General features: G+C 58.6%; 11 protein-coding genes. 7 read left to right on the top strand and 4 right to left on the bottom strand.

The features are described 5' to 3' along the window. The first annotated feature begins 8 nt into the window (after positions 1-8). The 6 genes from ACFO3S_RS20880 (at position 9) to ACFO3S_RS20855 (ending at position 10673) form a co-directional block, all read left to right on the top strand. Positions 9-899: a carbohydrate ABC transporter permease gene (locus tag ACFO3S_RS20880; RefSeq protein ID WP_378100035.1), complete on the top strand. Its 891-nt coding sequence runs from the start codon at positions 9-11 to the stop codon at positions 897-899. 66 nt (positions 900-965) lie between these two features. Then, positions 966-2666 carry an extracellular solute-binding protein gene (locus tag ACFO3S_RS20875; protein WP_378100033.1) on the top strand — a complete coding sequence of 567 codons (1701 nt, stop codon included), beginning with the start codon at positions 966-968 and terminating at the stop codon, positions 2664-2666. A gap of 115 nt (positions 2667-2781) precedes the next feature. Continuing rightward, positions 2782-4683, top strand: a complete 1902-nt coding sequence (locus ACFO3S_RS20870; protein WP_378100031.1) for a cache domain-containing sensor histidine kinase — start codon at positions 2782-2784, stop codon at positions 4681-4683. Next, a complete protein-coding gene (locus ACFO3S_RS20865) occupies positions 4658-6232 on the top strand; it encodes a response regulator (RefSeq protein ID WP_378100029.1) in 1575 nt (524 codons plus the stop codon). Before ACFO3S_RS20870 ends, ACFO3S_RS20865 begins: the two co-directional genes overlap by 26 nt. A gap of 304 nt (positions 6233-6536) precedes the next feature. Continuing rightward, the gene (locus tag ACFO3S_RS20860) at positions 6537-9737 is read left to right on the top strand and encodes an efflux RND transporter permease subunit (RefSeq protein ID WP_378100027.1); all 3201 of its coding nucleotides are present in this window, start codon (positions 6537-6539) and stop codon (positions 9735-9737) included. Between the two features lie 33 nt (positions 9738-9770). Next, complete coding sequence (locus ACFO3S_RS20855; RefSeq protein ID WP_378100025.1) at positions 9771-10673, top strand: TetR/AcrR family transcriptional regulator; 903 nt, start codon at positions 9771-9773, stop codon at positions 10671-10673. A gap of 320 nt (positions 10674-10993) precedes the next feature. Here ACFO3S_RS20855 and ACFO3S_RS20850 read toward each other — a convergent pair whose 3' ends face one another. Next, entirely contained in the window at positions 10994-11869 is an 876-nt protein-coding gene (locus ACFO3S_RS20850) for an aldose epimerase family protein (RefSeq protein WP_378100023.1), read from the bottom strand. A 163-nt stretch (positions 11870-12032) separates the two neighbouring features. Here ACFO3S_RS20850 and ACFO3S_RS20845 point away from each other — a divergent pair, with 163 nt between their 5' ends. Next, complete coding sequence (locus ACFO3S_RS20845; protein ID WP_378100082.1) at positions 12033-13196, top strand: phosphodiester glycosidase family protein; 1164 nt, start codon at positions 12033-12035, stop codon at positions 13194-13196. Between the two features lie 89 nt (positions 13197-13285). On the opposite strand, the gene ACFO3S_RS20840 is transcribed toward ACFO3S_RS20845, so the two are convergent. The 3 genes from ACFO3S_RS20840 to ACFO3S_RS20830 form a co-directional block, all read right to left on the bottom strand. Next, the gene (locus ACFO3S_RS20840) at positions 13286-13894 is read right to left on the bottom strand and encodes a DUF3298 and DUF4163 domain-containing protein (protein ID WP_378100021.1); all 609 of its coding nucleotides are present in this window, start codon (positions 13892-13894) and stop codon (positions 13286-13288) included. A gap of 31 nt (positions 13895-13925) precedes the next feature. Continuing rightward, complete coding sequence (locus tag ACFO3S_RS20835) at positions 13926-15743, bottom strand: sensor histidine kinase (protein ID WP_378100019.1); 1818 nt, start codon at positions 15741-15743, stop codon at positions 13926-13928. Positions 15744-15870: 127 nt separating this feature from the next. After that, positions 15871-17844, bottom strand: coding sequence for a sensor histidine kinase (locus tag ACFO3S_RS20830; RefSeq protein ID WP_378100017.1), 1974 nt, complete (start codon positions 17842-17844; stop codon positions 15871-15873). Positions 17845-17877 lie beyond the last annotated feature (33 nt).

Genomic DNA, 17877 nt, shown 5'->3' with positions numbered 1-17877 from the left:
ATTTGCGCATGAAGACGAGAGACCGAAGAACCGGAGGGGACATCGCCTTCGACTACGCGAACGTGATCGCGATGCTGATCATCTGCTTCGCGACCTTGTATCCGGTATGGTACGTGCTCGTCAATTCGTTCAACGACGGCACGGACGCGATGACAGGCGGACAGATTTACTGGATTCCGCGACAATTCAGCCTGGAAAACTACGTCACCGTGTTCGAGAACGCCGGCATCATGACGGCGATGGGCATTACGGTCGCCAAGACGCTCATCGGCACGGTCATTCACGTTTTTTTCACCGCGATGGTGGCGTACGCGCTGTCCCGCAAGGAACTGATCTTCCGCAACGTGTATATGATCATGGGCACGATCACGCTGTTCTTCAGCGCGCCGCTCATTCCGAACTACCTCTGGCTGCGGGATCTGGGCTTGCTCGACACGTTCGGCGTGTACATCTATCCGGCCATGTTCAGCTTTTTCGATCTGATCATCTTCCTGGCGTTTTTCCGCGAGATTCCCGAGGGGCTGGAGGAGGCGGCCAAGATCGACGGGGCCAACGACTTCTCGATCTTCGTTCGCGTCGTGCTGCCGGTATCGCTTCCCGTCGTCGCCACGATCTCGCTGTTTCACGGCGTCTGGCAATGGAACGACTATTTTACCGGACTGCTCTATACGAACAAAGCCGATCTGCAGCCGATCCAGACGTTCCTGTACCGGGTCATCGCCCAATCGAGCTCGAATCAGATCGTCGGCGCGACCGGAGGGGCGATCAACCGGACCGTGACCTCCCAGTCGATCAAGCTCGCGACGATGGTCATCACGACGTTCCCGATCGTGGTCGCTTACCCGTTCCTGCAGCGGTATTTCGTCAAAGGGATGATGATCGGCTCGATCAAGGGCTGATCGTTCGCAGCGGTTTTACTCTCCCGCAAGGGAAATTTTATATGACTCTATTAAAGGGGTATGAGCATGAAAAAGTGGCTAGTCTTATCGATCGTCGCCGCGCTGATGATCACGCTCGTCGCTTGCGCCGGCGGCAACCAAGAAGAAGGAGCGAGCAGCAGTCCGCCCGCTTCCGTCGCGCCTTCCGAGCCGAGCGCCAGCCCGACGGGCAGCGAAGAGCCGTCGGCGGACGACGAGCCGGGCTGGAAGTCGGACACGTCTCCGATTACGTTCGACTGGTATTTGAACTTCGCCTGGTTCCCGAACAAGTGGGGCGTAGACCCGACGTCGCAGTACATTACGAAGAAGACCGGCGTCAATCTGAACCTGATCGTGCCCGCCGGCAACGAGAACGAGAAGCTGAACGCGATGATCGCGGCGAACCAGCTGCCCGACTTCATTACGCTCGGCTGGTGGGAGGAAGGCGTCAAGAAAATGGTCGAAGGCGGTCTCGTAGAGTCGCTGACCGATCTGGCGGAACAGTACGATCCGTACTTCTTCAAAGTCGCCGACGGAGCCAAGCTGAGCTGGTACGCTCAGCCGGACGGCAAAACGTACGTCTATCCGAACGCTTCCTCTTCTCCGGCCGATTTCCAGAAGTTCGGCACGGAGTTCACGTCCAATCAGACGTTCGTCGTCCGCAAGGACATGTACGAAGCGATCGGAAGTCCGGACATGCGGACGCCGGAGGGCTTCATTAACGCGCTGAAGGCGGCCAAGGAGAAATTCCCGGAAGTGAACGGCCAGCCGCTCATTCCGATCGGCTTCCACGAATTTAACGAAGACGGCAACTATTCGTTCTTCGACGTCGGGCAGGATTCGTCCTATCTGTCCAGCTTCCTGGCGCTGCCCCGGGAGAAGGACGGCAAGCTGTACGACCGTCTGACCGATCCGGAGTTCGTCCGCTGGCTGAAGACGTTCCGCCAAGCGAATGAGGAAGGCCTGATCTCCAAGGACGTTTTCGTCGACAAGCGCGCGCAGATGGAGGAGAAGATCGCGCAGGGCCGCTATTTCTCGATGCTGTATCAGCGCACGGACTTCGCGGCGCAGCAGAACGTGCTGTACGCCAACGATCCGAACTCCGTCTACATCGCGGTAGACGGTCCGGCGAACACGAATCTGGACGCGCCGACGCTGCCCGGTCCGGCCATCTCGGGCTGGACGGTAACGCTCATCTCCAAGAACGTCAAGGATAAGGAGCGCGCCATCAAGTTCCTCAGCTACCTGATCAGCGAGGAAGGCCAGAAGGATATGTATCTGGGCGAGAAGGGCGTCACGTACGATACGATCGACGGCAAGGACCAATTCAAGCCGGAAGCGCTCCATCTGGTTAATACGGACCGCTCGGCGTTCGACAAGGAATACGGCGCCTCGCATACGTTCTGGATGCTGATGGACACGAACATGCAGCTCCAGTGGCAGCCGCCTTCGGTCGAACCGTTTAAGCAGCTGGAGGACTGGACGAAGGGCAAAACGGAGAGCTATTCGCAGTACGATCTGATCAATCCGCCGGCGACGTCCAAGGAAGGCATCAATGCCAAGAAAATCGCCACGGAGTGGGGCAAGGTGCTGCCCAAGCTGCTGCTTGCCAAGTCGGAAGCGGACTTCGACCAGACGTTCAACGACTTTATCGCCAAGCGCGACAAGACGGGCTTCGCCGAACTGATGGCCTATCGTCAGACGAAATACGAGGAGAACGTGAAGAAGCTCGCCGAGTTCATGAAGTAGCTCGGCAGGCACGTCCGAAAAACCCAGTGCCGCTGGGTTTTTCGGACATTTTCCGGACGGGGAAGCGACAGCTCGTGGTAGAATAGACGCACGATGCCGCGAAAGTGATGTGACGATGATGCTGCGCTACGGGAAGCGGAAGCTGGAGAGAGTCCGGTTTCGGCTGGAACAGCTCACTCTGCAGAAGAGATTGGTGATCGCCTACATTCTGATCATGCTTCTGCCGAGCCTGCTGATCTCGATGTACATTTTCAGAGGGCAGACAGGCAATGCGGAGGAGGAGCTCGGGAAAAACCACGAATATTCGCTCGAGATCGAGCAGCTCAACCTGAAGAACAATATGGAGACGATGAAGCGGGCGGCGGAGAGAGCGCTCGTCGATACGCAGGTTGTTCAGTATCTGATGCAGCCCGACCTGCTCAGCACGCTGGATCTGATCGATCTGGACCGCGTCAGCCTGCAAAATATTGTGCGCATTCAATACAATAACCCCAGCATCGAGCTGATCCGCATCTACGCGAGCAATCCCGAGACGAACGAAATGCTGCCCATTCTCTATCATGAGGGTCGCGTTCGCCAGGATCCGTGGTACGACACCGTGATGGAATCGGACAGAGAGGACGTCTGGATCTTCAGCCGATCCACCCGGGAGCTGATTCAGAGCCGCCCCGGCCTGGAGGAGGATTTCCAGCCGAAGCTGTCGCTGTTCCGGGAGCTGCAGTATCCGCAAGGCACCCACGTCGGCATTCTGCAGATCGACATGCTGCTCACGAACGCGTTCCCGAATACGTTCAGCCTGCTGCAGGACGAGCAAGCCCAGATGGTGATCATCGACCGGAACGGAGAGCTGATTCGCAACCCGGCCAACCGGTTTCTGGAGCTGGGCGGAGTGGACGACGGGACGTTGAAAAAGGAGTTCGCCCTGCTGGAGCCGAATCGCGAAGGGAAGGGAAGCTTCAAGTTCAGCGTGCGCGGCGTGCCTTACCTCGGGGTCTATTCGTATGTCGGGCCGCTGGAGGCTTACATGCTGAAGGTTGCGTCGCTCAAGCCCGTCTATGACGGAATTAACGACGCCCGCAACCGGATTATTCTCGCCAACGTCGTCCTGCTCGCCATCCTGGCGCTCGCGACTTACTATCTTAACGCTATTATTCTCAATAAGCTTCACGTGCTCACCGATTCGATGAAAAGAGTTCGCCAGGGCGACTTCGGCTTCGATCTCGATATACGCGGCGGGGGCGAGGTCGGCGATCTGGCCCACCACTTTCGCAAAATGCTGCGCAAGATCAACGAGCTGATCGCGGATGCGGTCAACAAGCAGGCGTCCGCCAAGGAGGCGGAGCTGGCGACGCTGAAAAACCAGATCGACTCTCACTTTCTGTACAACACGCTGGAGAACATCAAGATGATGGCGGAAATCAACGATCAGCGGGAAATCTCGAACGCGCTCACCTCCTTGGGCGGCATGATGCGCTATAACATGCGCTGGACGAGCGAATACGTTCGTCTCGGCGACGAGCTGGCCCACATCGGCAACTATGTCAGCATCGCGAATATTCGCTTCGACGACCGGGTCCGGCTGGCGCTGGACGTTCCGGAGAGCTTCCTGAACCTCGAGCTGTTGAAGATGTCGCTGCAGCCGATCGTCGAGAATGCGGTCAAGCACGCCTTGGGGGACGACGAGATGACGGTGGAGATTCGGGCGCACCAGGAGGACGACGCCGTGCTGATAACCGTGACCGACGACGGAGCGGGGATGACTCCGGACCGGGTCGCGGCGCTGAACGAGCGCATCGAACGGGGGGGCGCCCTTAAGGAGCCGGGCGATCCTGCGGGCAAGGGCAGCGGGATCGGACTTCCCAACGTGCACAGTCGGATTCAGATGCATTTCGGCAGGGAATACGGATTGAGGGTCGAAAGCGAGCCCGGGGTCTGCACCCGGGTGACGCTTCGCGTCCCATGCTTGATTCTGAACGGAGGATTGACGGCTCATGAGGAAGCTTCTGATCGTCGATGACGAGAGAAATATTCGGCTTGGGCTGAAGAAGATGATCGAAAGCGAGCGTCCCGGCGTGTATTCGATCCGCCTCGCGGCCGACGGGCGGCAAGCGCTGGAGGAGCACGGCCGGGAGCCGGCGGATATTCTGCTGACCGATATTCGCATGCCGCACATGGACGGGATTGAACTGATCAGACGGCTTGCGGAGCTGGGCCAGCCGCCGGTGCTGCTGATTCTGAGCGGCTACGACGACTTTCAATACGCCAAGGAAGCGATCAAGCATAAGGTCAAGGAATATTTGCTGAAGCCGATCGTCCGCGAGGATCTGTTTGCGGTGCTCGGCAAAGCCGACGCCGAGCTTGAGGAGCGGGACGCGCTGCGCGACCGCCTCGGGGAGACGGACAAATACCGCTACGGGATGCGAATCAATACGCTTCGGCACATCTGGTCGGCGCCCGCGCTCGCTCCGCAGGAGGTCGAGGCGCTGGCCCGGGAGGCCGGACTGGAGGAGTTCGAGTCGGGGTATTCCGTCGGAATTCTGGACGCGCCGGGCCATCAGCGTCATGTCCTCAAGGGCATGGAATATTTGGCCGCCTTCGGCAGAGAGGCGGCCAACCTCGCGCTGGAGGACAAGGAAGGGAGGCTGGTGGCGCTCGTCAGTCGCGAAGAGCTGCTGACCGGCATGGTTCGGGAGCTGCTCTCGGGTTCGGGCGGACCCGGAACGTTCTCGGCCGGACTGAGCGGCAGAGGAGCAGGACTGGGCGAGCTCAAGCTCAAGTACGAGGAAGCGCGGCATGCGCTCAAGTATCGGCTGCTGCTCGGCCGATCGGACGGCGCGCTGATCCGGCACGACCGGCTGGACGGTCGGGAGCGGGACTATCCCGTGCCGGCGGGCACGGTCGCGCGACTGGCGAACATGATGGGAACCGACAGGGTCCCGGAGATGAAGGCGCTGCTTCAAGAGCTGTTCGCGGCGGACGCGATCGCCCGCGCGGACATCCGCTACTTCGAGGAAGTGGGGAGGCTGCTGAACGAATCGATCTTCGACCAGGTGTTCCATACTTACGGGGAAGCTTCGGTAGAGATTATTAAGATGTATAAGTTGGCCGGAAGCTTGTACAATTTTACCGATATCCAGGATTACATCCACTGCGTGCAAAATTTGCTTCTCGGGCTGAACGACTATGTGCGCCACCTTCGATCGGTCCACGTCGACCGGAGGGATATGGACCGCGCTCTGGATTACATACATGCCAACTACGCCAAAAATCTCAACATGGCGATGGTATCCAACCACGTCTCCTTGAATTATTCCTACTTCAGCCAAGCGTTCAAGGAGTTCGTCGGCGTCAGCTTCGTTCAGTATCTGAAAAACCTGAGAATCGCGAAAGCCAAAGAGCTGCTCGAGCAAACGGAGTTGAAGGTGATGGAGATCGGCGAGCGGGCCGGCTTCGACAATACGAAGCATTTCAATCGGGTGTTCCGGGAGACGGTCGGCGTCTCGCCGCTGGAATATCGCCAAAGCGCCGCAGAGCAGGCGAAAGGAAAGAGGGGTCTTGGCCGTTAAGCCCGCCGTCGGGCTTGCGGGCCGAGGCCCCTTTCTTCGTATTCAGAAGTATCAAATTCGCTATCCTTCTCTGAATCCCCTCCGACAAAAACGCGATTCTGCGTCTAGAGGACGCCGAAGGCGTTTTTGCTTGGTTGATTGTCTTTCGAACGCGTGTTTAATAAGCCCTGTCGTCGCTGAAAACTGACCGATTGTTCGGTTTTGATTTCATTGATATGACAGGGTAATATTGGGTTTGTCATTTGACTTTTGACCGATCGTTCGATAAGATTTGGGGCAGAGAGATTGGAGGAGGAAGAGACCTATGAAAAGTATCATCGGATTTTCGTTAAAGAACAAATTCGCATTATGGCTAATAACGATTATCGTCGTAGCAGCGGGTTTGTATTCCGGCATGACGATGAAGCAAGAAAGTCTGCCGAACTTGAGTCTGCCCTTCCTTAGCGTGACGACGGTAGCTCCGGGGGCAGCTCCGGATACGGTCGTACAAGATATTACGGAACCGCTCGAAAAAAGACTCATAAATTCGGAAGGCGTCAAAAACGTAACCTCGACTTCGATGGAGAACGTCTCTTCGATCTTCGTCGAGTTCGACTTCGGACAGGACATGGACCAGGCGGTCGCTCAGCTTAGAGAAGCCGCCGGCGACGTGCGGCTGCCGGAAGGCGTACAGGCGCCGAGCATCTCCAAGTTCTCGATCAATTCCTTCCCGGTCATCTCCTTAAGCGCGTCGGGACACGGCAGCCTCGAAGAGCTGACCCGCATCGTGGCGGAGGAAGTGCAGCCTGCGCTGGAAGGCGTCCCTGGAGTCGCCTCCGTGCAGATTGCCGGCCAATACGTGCAGGAAGTGACGCTGAAGTTCGACCAGGCGAAGCTCGCCGAGCTGGGCCTGACGGAAGACACGATCAAGGGCATCGTGCAAGGCTCGGCGCTGAAGGCGCCGTTAGGGCTGTTCCAGTTCGATCAGACGCAGAAGACCGTAGTCGTCGACGGCCGGATTACGACGATCGACGATCTGAAGAAGGTCGCGATTCCGGTCGTTCCGGCAGCGCCGGGCGCGGGCGCGCCAGGTGCAGGCGCGGCGGGCGCCGGGGCGCCAGGCGGGGGCGGACAAGCCGTTCCCGGAGGGGAGACTCCCGAGGCTCCTGCGGCTCCGGAGGACGGAGCGGCGCTGGACGAAGCGCCGATGCCGAGCTTCGGGCTGCCTACGGTGCTGCTCGATGAGGTGGCCGACATTGAGATTACGGGTCAAGCCGAATCCATATCGCGCACGAACGGCGCGGAGTCCATCGGCATCCAGATCGTGAAGGCCAACGACGCGAACACGGTCGAGGTGGTGAACGGAGTCAAGGCCGAAGCCGACAAGCTGAAGGAGCGTTTCGGCGACCTCAAGCTCGACGTGATGCTCGACCAGGGCAAGCCGATCGAAGAGTCCGTCGAGACGATGCTCAGCAAGGCTCTGTTCGGCGCCCTGTTCGCCGTCGTTGTCATTCTGCTGTTCCTGAGAAACATCCGTACGACGCTGATTTCCATCGTATCGATACCGTTGTCGCTGATTATCGCGTTGCTATTCCTGAAGCAGTTCGATATCACCCTGAACATTATGACGCTCGGGGCGATGACCGTCGCCATCGGCCGGGTCGTCGACGACTCGATCGTCGTTATCGAGAATATTTACCGGCGGATGTCGCTTAAGGGCGAGAAGCTGAAAGGCAGCGAACTGATCAAGGACGCGACCCGGGAGATGTTCATGCCGATTCTGTCGTCGACGATCGTTACGATCGCCGTATTCCTGCCGCTTGGACTCGTCAGCGGCATGGTCGGACAGATCTTCCTTCCGTTCGCCCTGACGATCGTATTCGCGCTGGCGGCGTCGCTGCTTGTGGCGATTACGGTCGTGCCGATGCTGGCTCATCAGATGTTCAAGAACGGCGTGAAAGAAGGCAAAGGCCACGATCACGAGGAGAACGCCGGAAAGCTGGCCGGAGGCTATCGCCGCCTCTTGAACGCCGCCTTGAATCATAAGGTTCTAACGCTTGTCATTTCGTTCGGGCTGCTCGTCGGAAGCTTGTTCCTCATCCCTCTGATCGGCGCCAGCTTCCTGCCGGAGCAGGAGGAGAAGTTCGCCATGGTGACGTATAGTCCCGATCCCGGGGATCGCATGGAAGACGTCGAGGCGAAGGCGCTCGTCGCCGAGAAGATCATTATGGATCAAGCCGATATTACTAGCGTGCAATATTCGGTCGGCGGAGAAAATCCGCTGCAGCCGGGGCCGTCCAAGTCGGGCCTGTTCTTCCTGCAGTACGACAGCAAGACGAAGGACTTCGCCGACAAGAAGGATGCGCTTCTGGAGGAGCTCCGCCAGGCCGTTCCGACCGGGGAATGGGCGGAGATGGATCAGACGGGCGGATTTGGCGGAAGCCAGTTCAGCCTGAGCGTCTTCGGCGATTCGCTGGACCAGATCGCTCCGGTCGCCTACCAGATCGCCGCCTTGATGGAGGCGGACGATTCCTTCGAGAAAGTGAAAACCAGCCTGTCCAAGACGTACGAGCAGTACACGTTCGTCGCCGATCAGGAGAAGCTCAGCCAGTACGGCCTGGTGGCCGGACAGATCGCCATGGAGCTTAGCCCGCAGCGCGCCCGTCCCGTTCTCACCCAGATCGAGGAGGACGGCAAGCGGTACAACGTGTACGTAGCGGTCGAACAGGCCGAATACAAGAGCGCGGAGGATATTCTGGACAAGAAGCTGCGCTCGCCGCTCGGGTTCGAAGTGCCGATCCGCGAGGTGGCTCAAGTCGAGGAAGGCACTTCGCCGAACTCGATCACGAGACAGAACGGCAAAATGGTCGTTAACGTCACCGGGAACATCACCAAGTCCGACGTGGCCAAGGTGTCGAGCGACCTTCAGGCGAAGGTCGACGAGCTGGAGCTGCCTTCCGGCGTCGAGGTGCAGTTCGGAGGCGTGACCGAGCAGATCAACGAAACGTTTACGCAGCTGGGGCTGGCTATGCTGGCCGCGATCGCGATTGTCTATCTGGCGCTCGTGCTTACGTTCGGCGGCGGTCTGGCGCCGTTCGCGATTATGTTCTCCCTGCCGTTCGCGATTATCGGCGGCTTGGTGGCCCTGTTCTTGACGGGCGAAACGCTGAGCGTATCGGCTCTGATGGGGGCTCTGATGCTGATCGGCATCGTCGTCACGAACGCGATCGTGCTCATCGACCGCGTCATTCACAAGGAGCAGGAGGGGCTGTCCACTCGGGAAGCCTTGATAGAGGCGGGCGGCACCCGTCTGCGTCCGATTCTGATGACCGCGCTGGCAACGATCGGCGCCCTGCTGCCGCTCGCATTCGGCTTCGAGAGCGCAGGCATTATTTCCAAAGGGCTTGGCGTGACCGTAATCGGCGGTCTGATCAGCTCCACGCTGCTGACGCTTCTCATCGTCCCGATTATTTACGAGCTGCTGATGAAGATGAGAAGAAAACCGAAAAACGCAAGCGTGTCATGAGGGCAGTCGTCTGGAAAGAAGGGTTGAACAGCCATGCAGGATAAAAAAAAGCTGATTCTCGAAGCCGCCATTCGTTGTTTCGCGCGCAAAGGCTTCAACGCGACATCGATTCAGGAAATCGTCGACGAATTAGGCATGGCCAAAGGGTCAATCTACTTCTACTTCAAGTCCAAGGACGATCTTCTCGTGTCCGTCCTCGAGTATTACGGTGAAATGCTGTTCGCGGAGATGGGGGAGCTGCCGGAGGAAGCGGTGCTTCCTCCCCGGGAGAAGCTGGTGCTGCAGACCGAACGGCAGTATCGGTTTATTCACGAGCATCTGGACTTCATGAAAATGCTGATTCAGGAGCCGTTAACCGGGCTGAAGCCGCAAATCCAGAAAATGATGGGGTACCTTCGGGCCAGATTACAGCTCTGGAACGTGTCCCACCTGAGAGCGATCTACGGCGATCAGGCCGGCGACTATCTCGCGGACGGAGCGGCGATTCTGTCGGGAATCGGGGCGCAATATTTCGAGATGCTGTTGTTCGAGGGGCGGGTATTCGACGAGAGAAAGCTCAGCCGTTTTCTCATTCGCCGCCTTGACGATATCATGAACGGGCTGTTTCGCTCGGGAGAAGCGCCGATTCTCCCCCCTCCGGATCTGCCCAGGCTGCGCAGCCTGGCGGGAATGACGGAGGGAGTCGTTACCGAGGAACTGCGTCTTCTGCAGGCGGTGGAGAGTCGAATCGCCGAATCCGCCGCCGGCCGTCCGGAGGACGTGCAGCGAGACTTGATCGATGCGCTGACGCTGCTGAAGGAGTTCGTCGAGAAGCCGGCGGCCGGCCATCGCTTGCTCGTGAGGGGAATGCTGGCCCTGTTGAAAGAGCACGCCCCTGACGATCTGTCGGAATCGATCCGGCAGTTGGACAGTCTGCTCAACGAGTCTATGGCGTAAGCTTAGTATAGGAAGATGAGGCTGTACCCAGAGCAGGCCTGCTCGCTTGAGGAGACAGCTCGCTTGAAGGAATGCGGCAAGAATAGAGAAATGGCGGTGCAGGGGGGCCTGCACCGCCATTTCTGGCTTTTGATCGATTGCCGCCTTCTTGAGCAGTACGATTTTTTGCACACATTCGCCGGAGGGCTTATTTTGTGCATTCACATAGAACAAGTCGGGTGGCTTCGTCTTGCCCTAACCTGCTCAAGCGGGGATCTGCCGTAGTAAGAACCACCTTCGAGCCAGCCTCTTCTTGACGCTGTCCGCCGCTTGCCCTGCGGTCAGTCTCTTAGCTCGAAGCTCAGACTCAGAGCCAGCGACTGTCCCGGGTCGACCATGAGCAGCTCTTTCTTGTTGTTCAAAGCTTCGTTGAGCGCAGTCCAAGGCTCCACGCAGACGAACGGCTTGCCTTCCACCGACCATAGGACGATGTAGCGGAACGGCTCGCTGTAGCTCAGGCGGACGCTCCGGCCCCCGGACAGCGGGAAGGAGATTTCCGGTTTGTCCGCGTTCAGCAGCGCGGCCGATTCGACCATGCCCTCCAGCTTCAGATAGCCGTCGAACGGCTTCTCCTGCTTGTCGTTATAGTCGTACATGCGCGTCGCGTCCGTGCGGTAGGTCAGATTTTTGCTTTCCGTTGCGAAGTAAGGGTGAAAGCCGGCCACCATCGGCATCGGCTCCTCCGACAGGTTGCGGTAGGTCTGATCGATCGTCAGGACGCCGTTTTGCAGACGATAAGTAAAGAGCAGCTCAAACTCGAACGGATACTCGGCCCGGGTGTCCTCGTTGCTGCGCAGCGACAACGTAATGGATGCTTCGTTATCCGTCTCGGTCTTCGCGACCTCCCAGGCAGACGTGCGCGCTACGCCGTGATTTTTCATCCGATAGGTTCTGCCGTTCCACTCGTATTCTCCGTTCACGAGCTGGCCCGCGATCGGGAACAGCACGGGATTGCCTCCCCGGATGTTCGCCTGCGGATTCAGGAACGTCTCCCGGTCCAAATAGAACAGCTCCTGGCCATGAAGGCGGCAGCTTGTGACAATGCCGCCCCGCTCGGGGCAGACGACGAACGACGAATCGGTGCCCGGCTCCCTCAGCTCGTAGAGCGGAAAGCCGTCGTTATAGGTGCGAAGGGAATAGGATGCGTTGGCGGTCAAGGTTCGTTCCTCCTGAGTTGTAACATTTTTCCCCTTCATTATACCCTACAAATCGAGGAGACGTTGTACGAATCCTCTCAGGATCAGCAACAACCGGGCTCTTAATCTCGTATAAAAGGAGTACGACATTAGAGAACAAGGAGCGTGGACGCCTGTGCAGCCATTGCCGCCGAGAGCCTCCAAGGCGTCTTCGTTATCCGCGAACGGCCGGAACGTGCAGAAGTCGGCGCCGAACCGAAGCGGTAAGACGGTCAGAAGAAAGCGGTCGTTCTTATGGAGCTTATACAAATTCGTATTCGTTACGGGGTGTCTATCCGTTATTTTATTCGCGGGCTGGTTTTATCTCACGCCGTCGGGCAACGTCTACCGGTATATGCTGGCCGATTCGCTCATCACGACCCAGCACAGAGAATGGGCGAAGTATATTATCGGAGAGAACGCGCTTCGAGATCGGGTCGCAAGCTATATGAAGCAGTTCGAGGAAATGGGCGAGGAGCGCGACACGCACACGATTCCGACCGAGGCGGAGGACGATTCCGCGGCGGAGGAACAGGCGCCCGAGGAGCTGATTGCCGTGGAGGAGGTCGACGGCGAAGGGTATCGCGGCTATCTGCTGACGGTGCGGGATCCGAAAAAAGTCCGACTGGTCGTGCCTCACAAGACGGGCCGGGGCGAGAAGGTGTCCAGCATGGTCAAGCGGACGGGAGCGGTCGCCGGCGTGAATGCGGGGGGCTTCGCCGATCCGAACTGGAGAGGCAACGGGTTTAAGCCGATCGGACTCGTCATTAGCCAGGGGCAAATCTATTACAACGGCTTGGGCAGCGCGAAGAGCGTTCAGATCGTCGGCATCGACAAGAACGGTAAAATGCTAGCCGGCAAATATACGATCGACGAGCTGATGGAGCTGGGAATCTCGGAGGCGGTCAGCTTCTCGCCCCGAATTATCGTGAACGGCAAGGGGCTAATCCCCAATCGCTCCCAAGGATGGGGAGTCGCGCCGCGCACGGTGATGGGCCAGCGCGAAGACGGCGCGCTGCTGTTCCTGATTATTGACGGCCGGCAGCCGGGATACAGCATCGGCGCCACGCTGTACGACGCCCAGGAGATTTTGCTGGAGCACGGCGCGGTGATCGCGGCTAACCTGGACGGAGGCTCGTCTACGGTGCTGGTCCAAGAGGGCGGCGAGATCGTCAACAAGCCGTCCTCCTCTTCGGGAGAGCGATACCTGCCGACCGCCTTTCTCGTGTTCGAGCATCCGGAGACGGTGGAAGTGCCGAATATATGGGCGGGTCTGAAGCCTTCGGAGATCGATGCGGGAAAATGGTAGCGGAAGCAGACACGAAAGAGGCAATGGCGATAAGGGGGCAGCTGCCCTCCTTGTCGCCATTGTTCAATGCGAGCAAGTCATGACTGCCCTCAATACATCATGGCGCCCAAGGGGCCGTCTTCGTCGATGATGTCCTGGATCTCGTAGACGGAGATCGGGAAATAGGGGAAGCCCCAGGCGTAAGGGACAAGTTCGTATAAGGGGAAGTAGACGACCAGCGCCTTGTCGGCGATATAGTATTCCTGATCGTCGCCGATTCCCGGGTAGGAATCGAGCAAGGGGAGCCGCCTCGATTGGATCTGCGCTTCGATGATTCGATTGATCCGCGCCTTATAGTCGACGTTGGGCTTGAACAGCTCCCCCAGCTTGTAGCTTCGGCCGGTGTCGGCGTCGAACGTCAGCGAACGCTGCAGAGTGTTCCCGTGCGCGCCCCCCGTGAACGTATAGTTGAGAAGGGAGAGGCTGAGCACGCCTCTCTCGTTCGTCTTGATCTCGTACGTGCCGTCCATCTGCCGGATGTCTTCGCCGGGAAAGCCTTGATCCTTCATGAGACGCTGCGTCGCCGCCGCGATCTCGCCGTTCATTTTCTCCTGAGCCGCCGCCGTCGTGCCGCCGTTTACATACGGCACATGGACCTTGACGTTGTTCGCGGTAAACGTTCTCGTGCGGATCGGGAGCATTAAAGTTTGCCCGTTCATTCGCATTCCCCCTTGCCTGGATGGGCAATTGTCATCCCAGTGTATGCATGGCGAAGGAATCGTGTGAACGGAGAGGCAGCGTCAGCTTCAGCGCAAAGCCGTCCGAATCGTTCTCTCCCGACAGTTGCCCGCCGATCGTGGCCGCCCTTTCCGCAACCGTGTTCAAGCCGAATTCCAGTTCGGCGCCGGGAGGCTTCGGAGCGTTCAGGTGGACAAAGCGGATGCGGATCGATTCGTCGTCCGATTGCATGTCGAGACGGAATTCGCAAGGACGGTCTGCGCTCCTTTTCGTTCCGAGATGAATGCCCTGCTGAAGCATCTGGAATACGACCCGCTTCTGCACGGTTCCCAGGTCGGTCGGAAGGGAGAGAGGCTCGTACCGGAAGACGCAGCCGCCGCTCTGTTCCGCGTCTCTGAACAGCGCGCCGAGCGAGCCGGCCAGATCGTAGAAGGAGTCGTCCTCCCTCAGCATGCGGACGGCGCGGCGGATATCCTCCAGACCGGTGCGAACCAGGCCTTGCGCCGCTCCGAGCTTCTCCTCCGCGAGCGAATGATCATGGCTGATCAGCCGCTTGGCCGCTTCGAGCTGGATAATCGTAGCGCTGAGCGTATGTCCGACCGTATCGTGTATGCTGCCCGTGATCCGATGCCGTTCCTCCAGTCTCATCGCCTCCGCCAGCGCCTCCGCCTGCTCCCGCAGCGACGCCCCCAGACTTTCATGCGCCGATTCCAGCTGCTCCTTGCGCTCCCTCAGCTGCGCCGTTCGGGTCTGAACGGCATGCTCCAGCGACCGGTTGAATTCGGTTAATTGGCGGTGCATGGCCGTATATCGATGCACGATCACGCGAATCAGGCAGACGACGAAGGCGAACAGCCCCCAGAACAGCAAATCGACGGGCAGCCGGTTCATCCACCGAAGAAGGGATTTTACTTCTTCCGGCAAGTACGCGAAGAATGAGAACCGGTACATATGAATCGCAGCGATCGTCATCAGAGACAGGAAGCCGGCGAGAATCCAGACCGATTCCGCATCCCGCCTCGCTCGGTAGGCGGCTCTCATTACCCAATATGCGACTCCCAGGATCGCCAGAAACAGCGGGGCGAATCCGACGATCGCCTGCACGTAGAGATCGAAGCGCAGCAGCCCGCACAGGAACGTCAACGACGCATAGGCTAGAAGCAGTCCCTTAAAGACGCGAAGCGTTCGAACGGCAAGCTCCGGATACAGCCGTGATAGCGCGCCCGCAAATGCGTATGCCCCGAAAGGCAGGAACCCGTCCTGAAAGTGGCCGGGCAGCGGACTGCCCCAGAGGAGCATGAACAGATGGTTGCAGACGAGCGTTCCGTAACCGCCGGAGAACGCAAGCAGTGCGAAGTAGAGGTACAGAGAGTCTCTCTGGCTCGCATATAACCCTACGCCGATCAGGCTGCTGAACAGCAGGAGAGAGCCGAGAATCAGATTGTCGATATCCTGGCGAAAAATTCTGTCGACGAGATCCGCTCTGTCGCCCAATAAAATCCGGCTCTCTACCGGAAAATGCTTGGAGTAGACGACGAGCGTGAACACTTCGTCGGACAGGGGAGCAGGAAGCGGAACGAATCTCCAGCTAAACCCGTTCTTCGTCCGTTTGTCGGCTTCCGATTGCACGTATTCGTCCCGAACTTTCCCTTGATCGTACACCTTCATATTTGCGAAATTGCGAATTTGCAGATTGGGGTTGTCCAACTGGACATCCGGAAGCGGAATTCGAATCCAGTACGCCTGCTCGTCCTGGATCATCTTCGGTTGGAAAGGCTGCCAGCCCGATTCCGGGGGGCTTGTCTCCCCGAAGGAAGAGGCGGGCGCCATGGACCAGCTCTCACCCCGCAGTGTGAATACCAGCTCGTGATCCCGCTGAAATGCGGACAGACTTAGCCCCAGTCCGATAAGCAGGCCGATCAGGAGCAGCAGCGTCCGAAGGAGAGGGAGATGGATTTTAAGATAGCTCAGCTTGTCCCGCTCCTTTCCCGAGCTCTGTCGAACGGGAGAACGGCAGAGATAAGGTCAAGACGCAGCCCGGGCTGCCGGGAGCGATCTCCATGATCCCGCCGAGCTCGGCGATTCTCTCGGACATGGCCTTCAGACCGAAGCCGAATTCGGAAGGGGTGTACGTTCTTCCGTCGCTGGTCAGCCGGAAGTGCAGGCTCGAGGCCCCGGCTTCCAGCGAGAAATCGAAACGGCGGCTGTCTCCGTGTCTCAGTCCGTTCGTCAATCCTTCCTGCAGCGCCTGGAAGATCACTCTCTTCTGCAAGGTCGAGAGCGTATCCGGAAGGGGAGAGACCCGGCATTCGATCGTAGCCCCCGTCGCCCTCCCGGTCTCCTCGACCAGCTCCCGAATGGCGGCGTCCAGATCGTAATGCGAGGAGTTGTCCCGCAGCAAGCGGACGGAATTGCGGATCTCCTCGAGCCCTCTTCTGACCAGATTCTGAGAGGCGTCCAGCTTCTCAAGAGAAAGCTCCGGATTGCGGGGAAGGAGCCGCTTGGCCGCCTCCAACTGAACCAGCGTCGCCGTCAGGGAATGGCCGATCGTGTCGTGGATCGCCCCGGTTAAGGAATGCCGCTCCTCCAGCACGATGGAGGAGGCGATCGATTCCGCCGTGCTCCTCATCGTGCCGGCGAGCCGGACGTTGGCGTCGCGAAGCTGCGCTTCCCTCTCTATCAGCTCTTCCGTACGGGCTTGGACGCTCGTCTCCAAAGCCAGATTGAATTGCTGCAGCTGCTCGTTCATTAATCCGAATCGGTATAGGATGACGCGAACGAGACAGATTAAGAACAGGAGCTGGGCGACGGACAGATAGTCGTAGTTCAGCACCTTCAAGAAGGGCAGAGCTTCGGCGAGCTCCAGGTAGAACGCCGATAAATAAGTGCGGACGATGTAGAGGAGCGCCGTAGCCGTCATGATAATAAAGCCGGCCATCATCCAGATCGATTCCGGGCCCTGCCTGTGCTGATAGGCTCTCCCTAAGGTCCGGAACAGACCTATCGCGGTGATCAGGAACAGCGCCAGAATCGGATAGCTGAGCAGCCAGGTAAACCATCGGATATCGAGAACAACCGCGCTGGCCAGAGCGAAAAGAGAGAATCCGAGCAGAACCGGCTGAATGATGCGCAGCGCCCCGGTATGCTTTCTGTCGAACACTTCGATAAGGATGCCGATAAAGCCGTAGAGGCCGATCGGAAACACTCCGAGCTCCAGATAGCCTAGCCAAGGCTGATCCCAGAACAGCTGGAGCAGATAAGTGCGGACGATAGCCGCATAGCAGCCGCACAGCGCCATTAACGCAAAGTAGAGGTGCAGCCTCTCGCGGCTAATGAAATAAAGTCCAGCCGCCAGAAACGCGCTGAACAGGAAAAGAGCGGATAGAACGAAGGCGTAGGATTCCTTCCGGATTAAGGAGGACACGAATTCGCTATAGGAGACCTGACTGATGAGTAAGGGCGGACGGCTGGTGATTCTGTCGTCCAGAAGAAGCTCGATCTCGGAAGGGACCGGAGCGGGAAGAGGAACGAGATTCCAATGATACAGCAGATTCAGTCGGTGTCCCCGGTCTTGCGGATCGTATGCAAATAGCAGCCGATTGCCGTCATATACGGAAAGATCGACCGCGTTCAGAATAAACAAACGCGGATCGCGCGCGTCGTCCGGCTCGAGCGGTACGCGTATCCAATAAAGCGGGGAGTTGTCCGGATGCCCCGCCTTCTCCGGATAGGGGAGCCAGCCGTCCGCAGGAGGCTGGGCGTCCTCCGGGGAGCGAGCGGGAGTCCAGCTCCAGCCCGCCGGATCCATGCCGTCGGCGTCGAAGCCGCGGCCCATGGAGACCAGACCCCATGCCAGCAAACCATGAAGGCCGATCAATACTGCCATTATGCGCAATAACGGCAGATGATTGCGAATGCCGCTCCCGACCAACCCTCATTCCCCCAACCGATTGTTCTATCGTAA

The organism is Cohnella hongkongensis (assembly GCF_042654645.1).
GTDB lineage: Bacteria > Bacillota > Bacilli > Paenibacillales > Paenibacillaceae > Cohnella > Cohnella hongkongensis.
The sequence above is the reverse complement of the archived record's forward strand: the minus strand, read 5'-3'. Positions and strand labels throughout refer to the sequence as shown.

What these genes read in the sequence shown, in the direction of transcription:
- ACFO3S_RS20880 (WP_378100035.1), top strand. Translation starts at nt 9, where the DNA reads ATGAAGACGAGAGACCGAAGAACCGGAGGGGACATCGCCTTCGACTAC.
- ACFO3S_RS20875 (WP_378100033.1), top strand. Translation starts at nt 966, where the DNA reads ATGAAAAAGTGGCTAGTCTTATCGATCGTCGCCGCGCTGATGATCACG.
- ACFO3S_RS20870 (WP_378100031.1), top strand. Translation starts at nt 2,782, where the DNA reads ATGATGCTGCGCTACGGGAAGCGGAAGCTGGAGAGAGTCCGGTTTCGG.
- ACFO3S_RS20865 (WP_378100029.1), top strand. Translation starts at nt 4,658, where the DNA reads ATGAGGAAGCTTCTGATCGTCGATGACGAGAGAAATATTCGGCTTGGG.
- ACFO3S_RS20860 (WP_378100027.1), top strand. Translation starts at nt 6,537, where the DNA reads ATGAAAAGTATCATCGGATTTTCGTTAAAGAACAAATTCGCATTATGG.
- ACFO3S_RS20855 (WP_378100025.1), top strand. Translation starts at nt 9,771, where the DNA reads ATGCAGGATAAAAAAAAGCTGATTCTCGAAGCCGCCATTCGTTGTTTC.
- ACFO3S_RS20840 (WP_378100021.1), bottom strand. Translation starts at nt 13,894, where the DNA reads ATGAACGGGCAAACTTTAATGCTCCCGATCCGCACGAGAACGTTTACC.
- ACFO3S_RS20835 (WP_378100019.1), bottom strand. Translation starts at nt 15,743, where the DNA reads ATGGCGCCCGCCTCTTCCTTCGGGGAGACAAGCCCCCCGGAATCGGGC.